The sequence below is a fragment of the Pseudomonas oryzihabitans genome (assembly GCF_001518815.1).
GTDB lineage: Bacteria > Pseudomonadota > Gammaproteobacteria > Pseudomonadales > Pseudomonadaceae > Chryseomonas > Chryseomonas oryzihabitans_E.
Genome location: NZ_CP013987.1, coordinates 1008851 through 1023461, shown reverse-complemented (window position 1 = coordinate 1023461; position 14611 = coordinate 1008851). Strand labels below are relative to the sequence as shown.

The following is a 14611-nucleotide window of genomic DNA, read 5'->3' as shown; positions in this document are numbered from 1 at the left end:
GGATTCAAGCAAGACGATAGACGTCTGAACATCACCCTGCCTCTGACCAGACAGCATAGGACCGCTTTCTCCACCGCACCGACGAAACGAACGGCGGCGAAAAGACGCCACCGGTCAGCTCGCCCTGCGAACCCGCAGGCCCCTCCCGCTAAGCTCTGCGCTTGAGATTTTCGGCTAGGCTTGGCAGTGCCCAAGCCGTCGTTCATGCTTCGAGCGACCTCAAGCCCCTTTTCTACCGGCATAGAACACACCAGGCGCCATCATGGAAATCGATGCTCTGTTCGACCACCTGCATACCCTTCCCAGCATTCCCAAGGTGGCGCAGGAGCTCATCCAGCAGTTCGACGATCCCCGCAGTAGCATCGAAGGCATCGCTCGTAACCTGGCATTGGATCCAGTGCTCTCGGCCAAGGTCTTGCGCCTGGCCAACTCGGTACGCTTTCGCGGCGTCCGCCCGTCCACCAGCATCGAAGGCGCGGCCATCCGCCTGGGCTTCGATGCCCTGCGTACCCTGGTGCTGGCGTCGGCGGTCACGGCGGCCTTCCGCCATAACCCGGCCTTCGACCCGCGAGATTTCTGGCAGCACAGTTTCGACGTGGCCAGCATCTGTCGCGTCCTCGCCCGCCAGGTCGGTGCCGATCCGGAAACGGCCTTTACCTGCGGCATGCTGCACAGCATTGGCGAGTTGCTGATCAGGACGGCAGCACCCGACATCGCCGCGCGAATAGATGCCGAGCAGCGTGCGCCCTTGGTGGAAGGGGAAGTCCTCGGCTTCGGCTATCCCGAAGTGGGTGCCGAGCTGGCTCGCCGCTGGCAGCTGCCCGTGGTGATCCAGCACGCCATCGCCTATCAGCTGCACCCCCAGGACGCCCCCGACGACCCCACCCAGGCGCGGCTGGTGGCCCAGGCCCGCCTGGTCTCCTTTGTCCTGCGTCGCCATGGCGGCATCAACGAACAGGCCAAGGTCGCCTTGGGCAACGCCTTGCTGGAGGGCGTGGATCTGGACGAACTGCTGGCCGAACTGCCCCAGGTCATCGAAGCCGACAAGGCCTTTGGCACTCTGATCAACTGACCGGTCGTCTTCTGCACGAGGCGCGCTAGCACCTGCATCACAAATCTGCCAGCCGGTCGTGGCGAAAGTCGAACGGGTACCGCAAGAATCGGTCGAAGCGTTATAGCTGACAGGAGTGATTGCGATGGCCGAGCCGCTGAAGTTCACGGATGCGAACACCATTATCAAGGGCGCTTTCCAACCCATGTTGTGCGCCATGACCGCCCAGGATCAGGCGACCTTCAACGTCGAGGTCTATGCGCCCAACGGCACGGCACTGTTGCAGCGACGCATCGCCCGGGTCGATCTGCTCGACAACTCCCTGCTGGAAGCCTTCATCTGCGACAGCCGTGCCCGTATCGAGCGGGCGACCCACGAACGCCTCGACTGGCAGGTGCGCTACACCCGCGCATCCTGAGTCTGGCAATCGCGGTTGAACAGGCGCCCCAAGAGGCGCCTTTTTCGTGACCGTCAATCGTTGAGTTCGCGCTTCTGCTGGCTGCCCTGCTTGGTGGCGGGCGTCTTGCCGGTCTTTTTCTGGGTGGTTGGATTGGCCGTGGAGGTGTCGTCGGCGCTGTCGCGCTTGCCGGTGTTGGAGCTGCCCGGCGCGCCGATGCCATTACCGGTCACACCGGCGTCATTGTTGCTGGCGGCCAGGCTAGGGCCGGCTACCAGAGCCAGGGCGGCGCTTAAGGCAAGTATCAGCGGGGTCTTGCGCATCGTGGTGTCCTCCTGCCGCGAAAGGAAGGGTGTCGCGGGCTGCACCCTGGTGGATTAGGCCAAAGGCCGGGCCAAGCGTTCCCGCCTTCCTATAGACTAATGGCCATCCCGCCGCGCCTCGAAAGGTCCGGCCGTCGTATTCAGGAGTGACCGTGAAGCACCGTTATCTCATCGTCGATCGCACCGCGCTCGATAGCCCTGCGCTGTTCGACTATCTGGCCGAGGCGCCGCAGCACCGGGTCATCGTCTCCGGCGGTACGGCCGAGCAGCTGTTTGCCGCAGATCTCTGGCCGCGCCTGCGCGAGCGCCTGGCGCCCCATGCCGAGCGCTTCTTCTTCGCCGACTCCAGCGGCCCGCTGCTGCAGGCCGAGCTGGAGGGTCGCAAGCCGGGTCTGCTGGATCGCGAGCTGACCCTGGCCTTCAAGCAGGCGGTGACCGCCGATGCCGAAGACGATCGCGTCCTGACGCGTATCCGCAGCGAACTGCTCGATACCGATCATGACTATCAAGCCAATCGTCGCATCTTCCTCAACAGCCTGCTTGGCCAGATGCGCCGTGCCCTGCCTGCCGGTGCGGTAACCGCCGGCAACTGGCAGGACGCCGTACGCCAGGCCATCGCCGCCGCCCAGCAGGGGTTGGCCAAGGGCTTCGCGCCGGGTCTGGCCGATGCGCCCTTCAAGGTCTTTCTCAAGGCCTATCCGCTCGCCGCACGCTATGTCGCCCAGCTCGCCGTGCTGCTGATCACCGCGGGTCGCCAGGACAACGACGTCCTCATCGACCGCTTCGTGGCGCAGGATCCGGCGCTGGTGGCCACCCTGTTCGACGGCCTGCTGACCGAAGACGAGGACCAGCGCCAGGCCTACACCGCGCTCAAGCGCACCCTGGATGCCCTGGGCACCGGCGGCCAGGCGCTGCACTGATGTCCTAAAGGCGTTCCAGCAGCGCTGGCAGGATCAGACCCGCAGCCCCCAGCAACTGCCAGTCCGCCTGGAAATCCGCCGCCGGCTGCAGGTCGATGCGTATCACCGTCGCCCCCTGCTGGCGCGCCACCACCGGCAGACTGGCGGCTGGCTGCACCAAACCGGACGTGCCTACTACCAGGCAGAGGTCGCAGCGCTCGGCCAGCGCCCAGGCGGTAGTCAGGGCCGCTTCCGGCAAGGACTCGCCGAACCACACCACCCCGGGCCGCGCCAAGCCGCCGCACAGCGGACAGGTCGGCGGCGCCAGCAGCTGCGCCTCCGCGCCCACGGGTGACGACGCCGCCAGGGGATTCGCGCAATCGAAGCAGCGCGGTTCATGCAGGCTGCCGTGCAGATGGATGACGTCGCGATTGCCAGCCCGCTCGTGCAGGTCGTCGACATTCTGGGTGACCAGCCGCAACCGCCCCTGGCGGTCGGCCCAGTCCGCCAGAGCGCGATGGGCCGGGTTGGGTTCGGCCCTGAGCACCTGGGCACGCCGCCACTCGTACCAACTCCAGACCCGCGCGGGATCCTCCTGAAAGGCCTCCGCGGTGGCCAGTTGCGCCGGATCGAAGCGCGCCCAGAGACCGGTCAGGGCTTCGCGAAAGGTGGCTATGCCACTCTCCGCCGAGACGCCGGCGCCGGTCAGCACCAGCACCTCGTCGGCTTGTCGCAAGCGATCGAGCAGGACCTCGGGGAGCGGCGCGAGTCCGGACCGGCAATCGAAGGGATCGGGCATAAGGGCGCTGGCTCCTGACATCTAAGGCAACACAAGGGGGTCTTGCGGACCGCTAAAAAGGCCGAAAGTGTGACGATACTCGACGGATGGTGAGTCCGCTCATCGTTTTCCCGGGAACCGAGGTTCACCCTTTTTCCCACAGGCCGATAATCCGGGAGTCCGCGTCCGATGTCGCTCCTACCCAACGGTATGTGAATGAAGAAGTCCGTCGTTTCCAAGTATCCGCGCCTGCTGATCGCCGGTGCTCTCGCACTCGTCACCCTCGTCAGCCTGGCCTGCTGGTGGTGGCTCAAGCCTTCCACCCCGGCTCCGACCGCCACGGCCATGCTCGCCAGTGTGCAGCAGACGCCTGAACACTGGACCCAGGAGCCTCGCGATTTCTCCGTGCTGCTGGCCGATCTGCGCGCCAAGGTCATCAGTGGCGCCGTGATCGGTGACCATACCCTCTACATCGACACCACCCGCGGCGAGCACTACGCGGTGACCGACAATGGCGGCCGCCTGACCGACCGGCTGCTAGCCGACTACGCCACCCAGGCCGAGCCGCTGTTCCCGATCGCCACCTGGAGCGAGTCCGGCCAACGCCACCCCTGGCTGGATGCCCTGCTGTTCAACCTGCCGGGCTATCTGCTCCTGCTGCTGCTGGCCGTGCCCCTGGCGCTGCGTTTCGCCAGCCCCTTCAAGCTGCACCGCAAGGGCACCGGCATCTCCTTCAAGGACGTGGTCGGCGCCGCCGAAGCCAAGCGCGCCCTGGAAGACGTCACCACCTGCCTGCGCAATCCCGAGGCCTTCGCCGCCCTCGGCGCCCGTCCGCCCAAGGGCGTACTGCTGACCGGCGAACCCGGCACCGGCAAGACCCAGTTGGCCAAGGCCCTGGCGACCGAGTGCAACGCCCACTTCATTCAGGTGACCGGCAGCGACTTCTCCTCGATGTTCTTTGGTGTGGGCATCCAGAAGGTCAAGTCGTTGTTCCGCACGGCGCGCAAGAAGGCGCCCTGCATCATCTTCATCGACGAGATCGACGGCATCGGTCGCCGCGCTGAGCAGTCGCGCTCCAGCGATGCCGAAGCCAACCGCATCATCAACCAGTTCCTCACCGAACTGGACGGCTTCGACGGCACCAGTGGCGTGCTGGTCCTGGGCGCCACCAACTTCGCCGACTCCCTGGATCCGGCGCTGCGCCGCGAAGGTCGCTTCGACCGCACCATCGCCGTGCCGCTGCCGAGCCTGGAAGACCGTCGCGCCCTGTTCGAACTCTATGCCGGCAAGCTGCCCTGCGAAGGCGAACTGGACCTCGCCGCCCTGTCGCGCGGCACCGTGGGCCTGACCCCGGCGGCCATCGCCTACATCAGCAACCACGCCGCCCTGCTGGCCGCTCGCGAGAATGCCAGCGCCGTGACCATGGCCCACTTCGTCGAGGCCATCGAGACCTGCCGGATCGGCGAGCAACCGGTCGGCGTCACCCCGCTGGGTTCGGCCGAGCGCACCCGCATCGCCGTGCACGAAGCCGGTCATGCCCTGGTCGCTGCCGTGCTCAACGTCGGCCGGGTGGAAAAGGTCACCCTGCTGCCCCGTGGCCAGGCCCTGGGCGTGACCCTGATCACCCCCACCGAAGACAAGCGCCTGCACCTGAAGTCGGAACTCGAAGGCCGTATCCAGATGCTGCTGGCCGGCCGCTGCGCCGAGCAGCTGTACTTCAACGAGGTCTCTTCGGGCGCTGCCCAGGACCTGCAGGAAGCCTCCAAGCTGGCGCTGTCCATGGTCGCCTCCCTGGGCATGGGCCCGAGCGGCTCGCTGCTCAGCCTGCAGGCCCTGCGCGACGCCGGGATCGAGTTCGACGCCGCGCCCAGCATCGCCTCCGCCGATCAGCTGCTGCACAGCCTGGATCATCGCTGCCTGGCGCTGATCACCGAGCTCAAGCCGGCACTGGACGACATCACCGAGCAACTGCTGCGCGACGAGACCATCCCCGGCAGCGCCGTGGCCGAAGCCATCGCCCGCGCCAGTGGCCGGGAAGCCTGCGGCGCTCTCAACCGTGCCCTGGCCCACCTGCCGGAGCGCGCAGGCGACAGCGAACCCAGCATCGCCGCGGCCTTCCAGGGCGACTGATCCCGGCGACCTCTGGTCATGGCAAAGAAAAGCCCCGGTCTGCCGGGCCTTTTTTTCATGTCAGGGCCTGTTCAGATCCTTGCCAGCTTCTCAAAGGATGTTGGCGTAGTCCGCCTCGATCCGATCCAGGCTCAGGTGATTGAGGAAGTTGGAGAAGCACATCCAGGCCGCCAGGGCGTTGAGGTCCTGGAATTGCGCCGGCAGGTACTTGGGCGGTACCACCACGCCCTCGTCCACCAGCTGGCGCAGGATGCGCATGTCCTCCAGGGTGGTCTTGCCGCAAAACAGCAGCGGGATCTGCTCCAGCTTGCCCTTGCGCACCGCCAGCTGGATGTAGTTGTAGATCAGGATGAAGCCCTTGAGATAGGACAGGTCCTTGGTGAAGGGCAGCCCGGTCGGCGTCGAGCCGCGGAACACCCGGCTGGCGTTCTGGTAGCCCGACTCCAGGTCGTAGCCCTGCTCCTGGAAGAAGCGGAAGACCTCAAGGAAATCGGCGCCGTCCTCGGCCAGGTGGATGGCGCGGGTGCGATTGGTCAGCTTGCGCAGGCGGGTCGGATAGGAGGCGAAGGCGATCACTTCCATGAGGATCGCCAGGCCCTCCTGGGTCACGGTGGACGACGGCGGACCCTTGGCCAGGAAGGTGCAGATCGGCTGGTTCTGGCCATTGAGGGTGGTACCGACGTGCACCAGCCCCTCGTGGACCTCCAGGGCGCGCACGTCACGCTCGTTGAACAGGGCGTCGGCACGCACCTTGATGTAGTCGGCGCCCGCCGCGGCGTCGGCGACGATACCGTCGGACTCGAACACCCGGATGGTGCCTTCCGTCTCGCCAAAGACCCGATTCAGCCGTTCCTGCAGGATGGGCACGGCGTCCTTGGCGGTCAGGGTCTTGGGCTCGTCCTCCAGGGCACCGCGATGGGCGATGTTGTCCAGGTAGCTGGACATCATCATGCCCAGGTCGGCCAGGGTCGGATCGCCGGCATGAAAGGCGTCCGAGGCGGCGCCATAGAGCTCCTGGGAGATCAGCCCGAAATCCGGGGTGCCACGCGCCTGCAACATGCGAATCACCATGCGGTACTCGCGGCACATGCGCCTCATGATCTGGCCGACCGGATTGAACTGGCCGAGCTGGCGGGTCACCTCCCGCTCGATGCTCTGGAATTCGCCTTTGAGCGCATCGGCATCGAACCCCAGCGGACGTCCGTCGTAGAAGGCGCGATCCACCGCAGGCAGGCGCTTGCCCTTGCCGTCCAGGAAACCCTGGCGCACCTCGTCGTCCCACTTCACCGCATCGAGAATACGGATCGGCGCCTGGGCCGCGACGATGCGGTCGGACAGCTGGCGAATGGTCTGGTGATAGGGATCGAGAAAGGGCTGGCGGGCATTCATGACGGCGACCGGGCGACGGGCTAGGCCTCAAGGATGGCCGTTGCCACGTCTTTTGCCTAGGTTTCGCGACAGCAGACCGGCCGAGCCGCGCTATTTGGCGAACAGCTGGCTCATGTCCTTGAAGGCCTTGAACTCCAGGGCATTGCCGCAGGGGTCGAACAGAAACATGGTGGCCTGCTCGCCCACCTGGCCCTGGAAGCGGATGTAAGGCTCGATGACGAATTGGGTCTCGCGGGCACGCAGGCGGTCGGCCAGGGCTTCCCACTCGTCCCAGCCCAGCACGATGCCGAAGTGCGGCACCGGCACGTTGTGGCCATCCACGGCGTTGGTGTGAGCCTCGTCCTGGGAAGCGGTCTTGGGATGCTCGTGGATCACCAGCTGGTGGCCATAGAAGTCGAAGTCGACCCAGTGGTCGCTGGAGCGACCTTCGGCGAGGCCGAAGACCTCCCCATAGAAATGCCGGGCGGCGGCCAGGTCATAGACAGGAATAGCGAGGTGAAAGGGCGACAGGGCCATACGTGGAATTCCTGATGGAGGATGGATGGCCCATTCTCACCTTAAGTTTTCCTGCGTATGAAGCGCATATTCCTGCCTCCGAGCATCGAAATTTTTGTCGCTCGGCGCTGGGCTCGCTACAGTGCCCTACCCAGGCATCGGGCATCCGCCATGCTTCGCGAACTCAAGACCTTTCTCGCCGTCGTCCGCCATGGCAGCTTCGCCGCGGCCGGTCTGCACGTAGGCCTCACGCCTTCGGCGGTGAGCGCCCAGATCCGCAATCTGGAGCAGAACCTGGGCGTGGATCTCTTCGACCGCAACGGACGCAGCGCCCTGCTCAATGCCGCGGGACGCCGCGCCCTGCCCTTGGCCGAGGAAATCCTCGCTACCTACGCCCGCATGGCGGGCGCCGGGGACGAGATCCAGGGCGAGTTGCGCATCGGCGCCATCGCCAGCGTCCAGACCGGCCTGCTCCCCGGCACCCTGGTGCGGCTGCGCCAGCGGGCGCCACGCCTGGAGCCCCGCCTGGTGCCTGGGGTGTCGCTCGCCCTGCTCAGCCAGGTGGACGCCGGCGAGTTGGACCTGGCCATCCTCATCCGCCCGCCCTTCGAGCTGCCCAAGGAGCTGCACGCCACCACCTTGTTGCAGGAACCCTTCGTGCTCATCGTCCCGCCAGGGCTGACAGGTGACGCCCCCCGGCTGCTGCTGGAGACCCAACCCTTCATCCGCTACGACCGCCACTCCTTCGGCGGACGTCGGGTCAGCGCTTTTCTGCGCGAGCAGCGCCTGACGGTGCGCCAGGTGCTCGAACTCGACGAGCTCGACGCCATCGTCAAGATGGTGGAGCACGGCCTGGGGGTGGCCCTGGTGCCCTGCGCCGGCCTCTGGCTGGAGCATGCGCGGGTGCGCCGGCTATCGCTCGGCACCCTCACCTTCCATCGCGAACTGCAGGTCATCACTCGCCACGCCGGGCGCGATCTGCCGGCGGTGGCGCTGTTTCGCCAGTGCCTGACCGAGGCCGTGTCAGAACAGCTGCACCAGCAACCAGTAGAGTGAAGCGGACAGCGCCATGGCTACCGGCAGGGTGAGCACCCAGGCCAGCGCCAGATTGCGCACCGTGGCCCACTGCAATCCGGAACCATTGGCGGCCATGGTCCCGGCCACGCCCGAAGAGAGCACATGGGTGGTGGAGACCGGCAGGCCGAAGGCATCCGCCGCGCCTATGGTGCCCATGGCCACCAGCTCGGCCGAGGCACCCTGGGCATAGGTCAGGTGGGTCTTGCCGATGCGCTCGCCAACGGTGATGACGATGCGCCGCCAGCCGACCAGGGTGCCCAGGCCCAGGGCGATGGCCACCGCCACCTTCACCCAGAGCGGGATGAAGCGGGTGGCCTGATCGATCTGCCGCTTGAATTCTTTGAGGTCCTCCTGCGCCTTGGGCGCCAGGCCCGGCAGGTGCTCCTTTTCCAGCAGGCGGATGGATTCCGACGCCAGGTACATGGCATTGCGCACGTTGGGCATGCTCTGCGCCGGCACGTTGTTGAGAGCGCCGTACTGACGCACCTCGCGCGCGATGTCGTCGGTGATGGCCGCCAGCGCCGGCAGCACCTCGGGATTGCTCTGCCGCTTGCGCACGAATTCCAGCAGTACGCCGTGGGGATCGGCTGGCGCAGCCTGGGGCGCCGCCTGGCGCAGGCCGCTGGCGGTGACCTCGGCCACGGCGGCAAAGGCCGGCGTGGCGGTGGCCGGCACCGCTCGATTGAGCGCATAGGCGGTCGGCAGGGCGCCGACCAGGATCAGCATGATCAGCCCCATGCCCTTCTGGCCGTCGTTGGAGCCATGGGCGAAGGACACCCCGGTGCAGGTCAGGATCAGCAGGCCGCGGATCCAGGGCGGCGGCGGCTCGGCGCTTTTCGGCTCCTGGTAGAGCGTCTGGTCGCGCACGATCCGCTTGAGCAGCACCAGCAGCACCGCCGCGCAGACGAAGCCGATCAGCGGCGAGAACAGCAGCGCATAGCCGACCTTGGCCACCTGGTCCCAGTCCACGCCGCTGCTGCCATCCAGGCCGCCCAGCCAGGCGTGCATCAGGCCGACGCCGATGATGGAGCCGATCAGGGTATGGGACGAGGACGCCGGCAAGCCCAGCCACCAGGTGCCGAGATTCCAGATGATGGCGGCGATCAGCAAGGCGAAGATCATGGCGAAGCCCCGGCCCGCGCCCATCTCCACCACCAGGTCCACCGGCAGCAGGGCGATGACGCTGAAGGCCACCGCGCCGCTGGAGAACAGCACCCCGAGGAAATTGCAGAAGCCGGACCAGAGCACCGCCGCATTGGGCGGCAGCGAGTGGGTGTAGATCACCGTGGCCACGGCATTGGCGGTGTCGTGGAAGCCGTTGACGAATTCGAAGCCGAGGGCGATCACCAGCGCCAGCGCCAGCCCGGCGAAGGGCAGCCAGGTGGTGGGCGGCGACTGGGCATCGCTGACGTCGCTGTGGATACCCCCGAGAGTGACCGCCAGACCGGTCAGCAGCAGCACGATGAACAGCACGATCCGCAGCGGACCGGGCTTGCGCGAACTGTGCAGGGGATGGGACAGCGGTGACAGGGAGGCGGCTGGACTGGACGAAGGCATGGGCGAACTCCGACACGGGATCTGCCTACCCTGCGCCGGCTGCATGACGCTTTTACGTCAGCCCTAAGACCAGACGACGGATGACCGCCGCGTGCCTTTTTCCGTGTCGACCTCGGCCTGCTAGGCTGGGCCTTTGCCCAAGGATCGCACCTATGCCCCCACGCTTGCTGCTCTGTCCTCTTCTGCTGTGGTCCCTTGCCAGCGGTGCCCTGGCCGCCACCGAGCGTGCCCCGCGCAGTTGCGCCCAGGAGCTGGGGCAAAAGCCGGCCCAGGCGCTGGCCACGACCTGTCGGGCGCTCTCCCCCGCGACGCATCCGCCCTGCAACGCCGCCAACAGTTGCGCGCTGATGCAGGACGAAATCGCCCGCAGTTGCGCCCTGTTCGGTGACGACGAGGCAGCCAAGCAGCCCGGTTGCGGTCCGCTACCCAGCAGCGCCGAAGCCGCCGCGGCAGTGGTGGCGCGGTACTACCGCGCGCTGGATGCCCGGGACTACGGTACCGCCTGGCAGCAATGGGGAAGCGACGGCCAGCCCGGCAACAGCTACGAGAAATTCCGCCAGGGCTATGCCCGCACCCGCGGCGTGCAGGTGACCCTCGGTCAGCCTGGTCCGGTCGAGGGCGCGGCGGGCTCGAGCTATGTCAGCGTCCCGGTCACGGTAAGAGCGCGCCTGGTCGACGGCACCCGCCAGACCTTTAGCGGCAGCTACCAGGTGCGCCGGGTCAACGACGTCGATGGCGCCTCGGCCGAACAGCGCCGCTGGCATCTGGACAGTGCGAAGCTACGGCAACAGCGCTAACCGGTGCCGATCTGCCGCAGCTGGGACAGCCGACTGCGCGTACGCGACATGTCGGCGATCTCGCTGTCGGCCAGGGTCTCGTCGAGCGGCGCGGCGCTGACCAGGAACAGTGCCAGCCGACGGTCGTAGAGCACGTCCACCAGATTGATGAAGCGCTGTCGCGCGGCGGGGCTGGCCTCCCGCAGCGGAGGTACCTCGTCGAGCAGCCAGCGGTGCCAGGTTTCGCTCAGGGTCAGGTAGTCGAGGACCGCCGTGGGGCCTTCGCAGAGCTCGGCGAAACTGAACTGCAGCAGCCCATCCGCCGCGCTGATGGCGGGGAGATGGCGATGCCCCACCGCTACCTCCACCCGCGTCTCCACCATCGGCGGCAGCCCCAGAGCGCGGCGCTGATCAGGGCTACCCGGCCAGAGATAGGCGCCAACGCCGAAGGGATCGGGCTCGACGGAGCTGGCACTGCGGTAGTCCTGGGGGCCGGCCACCGAGAGAATGTCCATGCGCGTTTCGATCAGTTGGATCGCCGGCAGGAAGCGCTCGTGATAAAGCGGATTGGGCAGCAGCCCTTCGGGGGGATAGTTGGAGGTGGTGATCAACACCACGCCGCGGCTGAACAAGGCCTTGAACAGCCGGGTAATGAGCATGGCATCGCCGATGTCATGCACATGGAATTCATCGAAGCAGAGCAGTCGGCAACCTTCCAGCAGGTCGTCCAGGCTGGCGGCCAGGGCATCGCCACCCGCTGGCTGGCGAAACATGCGCTCGTGCAGGTCGCAAAAGAAGGCATGAAAGTGCACGCGGCGCTTCTCGGCGAATGGTAGAGCGGCAAAGAAGCCGTCCAGCAGGAAGCTCTTGCCACGCCCCACCGGCCCCCAGAGGTAGAGGCTGCGCGGCGCTTTGGGGCGGAACAGCCGCGGGCGCAGCAGCTCGTCGGCCAAGATGGCGAAGCGCTCGATGGCCGCCTGTTGGGCGCTATCAAGGGTGTACCCACGGGTTCGAGCCAGATCGGCGAAATGCTCCAGCACCTGCTGGGCGGGCGAAGCAGCGGTCATGGCGGCACGTCAGGAAAGATAGGCCGCTAATGAAGCCGCAGCCAACGCCGCCGGTCAAGACCGACGACGTCCGCGTTCGAGCGACTCAGGCCGCGGCGATGAACAGGCACAGGCAGCAGAACATACCACCGGCCCAGGCCAGCGAACGGCGGGTGGCATGGTCGCGGATGTACAGCCAGGTGTAGGCAATGCGGCTGAGCAGGAAGAGGAAGGCCCAGAAGTTGATGGTGCCCTGGTCGGCGCCACCGGTGACGTGGGCGACGATCACCGCCGCGGCGAACAGCGGATTGATCTCAAAGGCGTTCTGCTGGGCGGCGTTGGCTCGTGCCCGGGCGCCTTCCAGCTTGCCGAGGAAGCCGCGCGGATCACGGTTGTCCTCGGGCGTGAAGCCGCTGCCCTTGAACTTGGCGTAGTAGGCCGCGCCATAGGGCACGAAGTAGACGAGGAAGATGCACCAGTAGGCAAAGGTCATGTCGGCGTCCCTGGAAGTTGAGGGTTCGCCTATCTGACCCGCCGCACCGGGAAAAATCCCTCCGACTCAGGCCGGCGTGCGCCTGTGGGTCCAGCGCGCCATCAAAGCGGTCGCCACCGCGCAGAGGGCGAGCACCGCGCACATGGGCACCACGGTGCCGTTGTGCAGCGCGCCCACGCTACTGGAGGCGAGCGCCGCCAGGATGAATTGCAGGCTACCCATCAGCGCCGAGGCACTGCCGGCATTGGCGCCCTGCCCGGAGAGGGCGCAGGCCGAGGCGTTGGGCACGATGCCGCCGAGCAGGGCGATGGCGAAGAACAGCGGGATCATCAGCACCGGCAACGCCTTGGGCTGGAAGGCACCGACCAGCAGCAGGATCAGCCCCGCCGCGGCATAGGCCACCACCGCGCGACGCAGCCAGAAGGCCGGCCCCTGGCGAACCACCAGACGCGCATTGAGCTGGCCGAGCAGGATGAAGCCGGCGGCATTGAGACCGAACACCCAGCCGTAGTGCTCGGGGCAACACCATAGAGTTCGATCAGCACGAAGGGCGAGCCGGAGATGTAGGCGAACATGCCGGCCATGGCGATGCCACCGGTCAAGGTATGGCCGATGAAGCCGCGATCGCGCAGCAGGCGCAGGTAGTTGCGCAAGGCCCCGCGCAGCGGTGGCCGCGGATGGTGCGTCGGCAGGGATTCGGGCAACCAGAGCGCCACGGCGGTGCCGCAGGCGGCGGCGAACAGCGCCAGGCTGACGAAGATGGCCTGCCAGCCGAAGGTGCTCAGCAGCAGACTGCCGGCGAAGGGCGCGATGATGGGGGCGATACCGGTCACCAGCATGATCTGCGAGAAGGCCCGTGCCGCCGCCACCGGCTCGCAGAGGTCGCGCACCACGGCGCGCGCGATCACCATGCCGGCGCAGCCGCCCAAGGCCTGGACGAAGCGCGCGGCGATCAACCAGGGCAGGCTCGGCGCCAGGGCGCAACCCAGCGAGGCCAGGCAGAACAGGCCGATGCCGATCAGCAGCGGCAGCCGTCGGCCGAAGCGATCTGCCAGGGGACCGTAGAACAGCTGGCCGCTGGCGAGGCCGGCGAAATACACCGCCAGACTCAGCTGCACATGCTCGATGTCAGTGGCGAACGACAGTGCCAGCGAAGGAAAGCTGGGCAGGTACATGTCGATGGCGAAGGGAGCGAAGGCCGAGAGGGCCCCGAGAATCAACAGTAAGCGAAAGGTCATGAAAGCCAATCCGGTGGAAGCGGAAATGCCGCGCAGTTACATACAATGATGTTTGTAAAAGTGCCAAGGCGCGCTAAACTGCATGGCAGACCCACTGCCAATCAGATCGCCCATGCGTCGTACGAAAGAAGAAGCCGAACAGACTCGCCAAGCCATTCTCGATGCGGCGGAAGCCCTGTTCCTGACCAATGGCGTGGCGCGTACCAGCTTGGAAATGATCGCCCGCGAATGCGGCGTCACCCGGGGTGCAGTGTACTGGCATTTCCAGAACAAGGCCCACCTGTTCCACGAAATGCTTAGCCAGATAAGGATCCCAGCCGACGAACTGACCGAGCGCCTGCGCGTCGATGGCGAGGAAGACAGTCTGCAGCGATTGTTCAAGCTCTGCATCGAAGGCATGGAGAAATTCACCAAGCCCGGACGTGAACAGCGGGTCATGACGATCATGCTGCACCGCTGCGAATTTACCGAGGAACTGCGCGAGGCCGAGGAACGCGATCTGCAGTTCCTGCGTCAGTTCATCCGCATCACCGACGCCCTTTTCACCGCCCAGGCGGCCCGGCTGCAGCCGGGCGTGACACCACAACTGGCCAGCCGACTGCTGCACAGCCTATTTCTTGGCACCCTGTCCGATCTCTTGCGCGACGAACAGACCTTCGCGCCGCTGCTGGCCACCGAGCAGGTGTTCACCACCTTCTTCCGCGCCATCGTGCGCGACTGGGCTCAGTCAGCGACGGTATAACCCGCCTGCTCGATGGCCGCGCGGAAAGGCGCATCCACCTCGGCGCTGTCGATGCGCACTTCGCCCGCCTGCAGGTCCACCTCGACCCGGGCCTGGCTATCGACCTTGAGGACCGCCGCCTCGACCGCGCTCACGCAGTGGGCGCAACTCATTCCGACTACCTTGATGACATGCATGGTCTGCTCCTGTCTGACGAAACCTATCTCTCCTGACGCCAAAC

The 14611-nt window shown here is 66.4% G+C and carries 15 protein-coding genes and 1 pseudogene; 7 read left to right on the top strand and 9 right to left on the bottom strand.

Annotation, left to right across the window (positions count from 1 at the left end; all coding sequences use genetic code 11):
* Window positions 1-259: 259 nt before the first annotated feature.
* Both APT59_RS04690 and APT59_RS04685 read left to right on the top strand, forming a co-directional pair.
* Window positions 260-1072: an HDOD domain-containing protein gene (locus APT59_RS04690; RefSeq protein WP_217265994.1), complete on the top strand. Its 813-nt coding sequence runs from the start codon at window positions 260-262 to the stop codon at window positions 1070-1072.
* A 124-nt stretch (window positions 1073-1196) separates the two neighbouring features.
* Window positions 1197-1469 (top strand): hypothetical protein, encoded by a 273-nt coding sequence (locus APT59_RS04685; protein ID WP_059313784.1) that lies wholly within the window; start codon window positions 1197-1199, stop codon window positions 1467-1469.
* 53 nt (window positions 1470-1522) lie between these two features.
* Here APT59_RS04685 and APT59_RS04680 read toward each other — a convergent pair whose 3' ends face one another.
* Window positions 1523-1771 carry a hypothetical protein gene (locus APT59_RS04680; protein WP_059313783.1) on the bottom strand — a complete coding sequence of 83 codons (249 nt, stop codon included), beginning with the start codon at window positions 1769-1771 and terminating at the stop codon, window positions 1523-1525.
* 152 nt (window positions 1772-1923) lie between these two features.
* Here APT59_RS04680 and APT59_RS04675 point away from each other — a divergent pair, with 152 nt between their 5' ends.
* Window positions 1924-2691: a hypothetical protein gene (locus tag APT59_RS04675; protein ID WP_059313782.1), complete on the top strand. Its 768-nt coding sequence runs from the start codon at window positions 1924-1926 to the stop codon at window positions 2689-2691.
* Window positions 2692-2695: 4 nt separating this feature from the next.
* On the opposite strand, the gene APT59_RS04670 is transcribed toward APT59_RS04675, so the two are convergent.
* Window positions 2696-3469, bottom strand: a complete 774-nt coding sequence (locus APT59_RS04670; RefSeq protein ID WP_059313781.1) for an SIR2 family NAD-dependent protein deacylase — start codon at window positions 3467-3469, stop codon at window positions 2696-2698.
* 195 nt (window positions 3470-3664) lie between these two features.
* Here APT59_RS04670 and APT59_RS04665 point away from each other — a divergent pair, with 195 nt between their 5' ends.
* The gene (locus tag APT59_RS04665) at window positions 3665-5578 is read left to right on the top strand and encodes an AAA family ATPase (RefSeq protein ID WP_059313780.1); all 1914 of its coding nucleotides are present in this window, start codon (window positions 3665-3667) and stop codon (window positions 5576-5578) included.
* Window positions 5579-5668: 90 nt separating this feature from the next.
* Here the strand turns inward: APT59_RS04665 and APT59_RS04660 are convergent, their stop codons facing one another.
* Complete coding sequence (locus APT59_RS04660; RefSeq protein ID WP_059313779.1) at window positions 5669-6967, bottom strand: flavohemoglobin expression-modulating QEGLA motif protein; 1299 nt, start codon at window positions 6965-6967, stop codon at window positions 5669-5671.
* 90 nt (window positions 6968-7057) lie between these two features.
* Window positions 7058-7483: a VOC family protein gene (locus APT59_RS04655; RefSeq protein WP_059313778.1), complete on the bottom strand. Its 426-nt coding sequence runs from the start codon at window positions 7481-7483 to the stop codon at window positions 7058-7060.
* 150 nt (window positions 7484-7633) lie between these two features.
* On the opposite strand from APT59_RS04655, the gene APT59_RS04650 reads away from it, so the two are divergent.
* On the top strand, window positions 7634-8518 hold the full coding sequence (locus tag APT59_RS04650) for a LysR family transcriptional regulator (protein WP_059313777.1): 885 nt from the start codon (window positions 7634-7636) through the stop codon (window positions 8516-8518).
* Here the strand turns inward: APT59_RS04650 and APT59_RS04645 are convergent.
* Window positions 8486-10096: an inorganic phosphate transporter gene (locus APT59_RS04645; RefSeq protein ID WP_059313776.1), complete on the bottom strand. Its 1611-nt coding sequence runs from the start codon at window positions 10094-10096 to the stop codon at window positions 8486-8488. The genes APT59_RS04650 and APT59_RS04645 overlap by 33 nt on opposite strands.
* Window positions 10097-10248: 152 nt before the next feature.
* On the opposite strand from APT59_RS04645, the gene APT59_RS04640 reads away from it, so the two are divergent.
* Window positions 10249-10893: a hypothetical protein gene (locus APT59_RS04640; protein WP_059313775.1), complete on the top strand. Its 645-nt coding sequence runs from the start codon at window positions 10249-10251 to the stop codon at window positions 10891-10893.
* Here APT59_RS04640 and zapE read toward each other — a convergent pair.
* The 3 genes and pseudogenes from zapE to APT59_RS04625 form a co-directional block, all read right to left on the bottom strand.
* On the bottom strand, window positions 10890-11939 hold the full coding sequence (zapE, locus tag APT59_RS04635) for a cell division protein ZapE (RefSeq protein ID WP_059313774.1): 1050 nt from the start codon (window positions 11937-11939) through the stop codon (window positions 10890-10892). The genes APT59_RS04640 and zapE overlap by 4 nt on opposite strands.
* 85 nt (window positions 11940-12024) lie before the next feature.
* A complete protein-coding gene (locus APT59_RS04630) occupies window positions 12025-12411 on the bottom strand; it encodes an MAPEG family protein (protein WP_059313773.1) in 387 nt (128 codons plus the stop codon).
* Between the two features lie 66 nt (window positions 12412-12477).
* Window positions 12478-13649: pseudogene (locus APT59_RS04625) on the bottom strand (multidrug effflux MFS transporter).
* A gap of 112 nt (window positions 13650-13761) precedes the next feature.
* Here APT59_RS04625 and APT59_RS04620 point away from each other — a divergent pair.
* The gene (locus APT59_RS04620) at window positions 13762-14391 is read left to right on the top strand and encodes a TetR family transcriptional regulator (protein WP_059313772.1); all 630 of its coding nucleotides are present in this window, start codon (window positions 13762-13764) and stop codon (window positions 14389-14391) included.
* Here APT59_RS04620 and APT59_RS04615 read toward each other — a convergent pair.
* Entirely contained in the window at window positions 14373-14567 is a 195-nt protein-coding gene (locus APT59_RS04615) for a heavy-metal-associated domain-containing protein (RefSeq protein WP_059313771.1), read from the bottom strand. The two genes, APT59_RS04620 and APT59_RS04615, sit on opposite strands and share 19 nt — an antisense overlap.
* Between the last annotated feature and the right edge of the window lie 44 nt (window positions 14568-14611).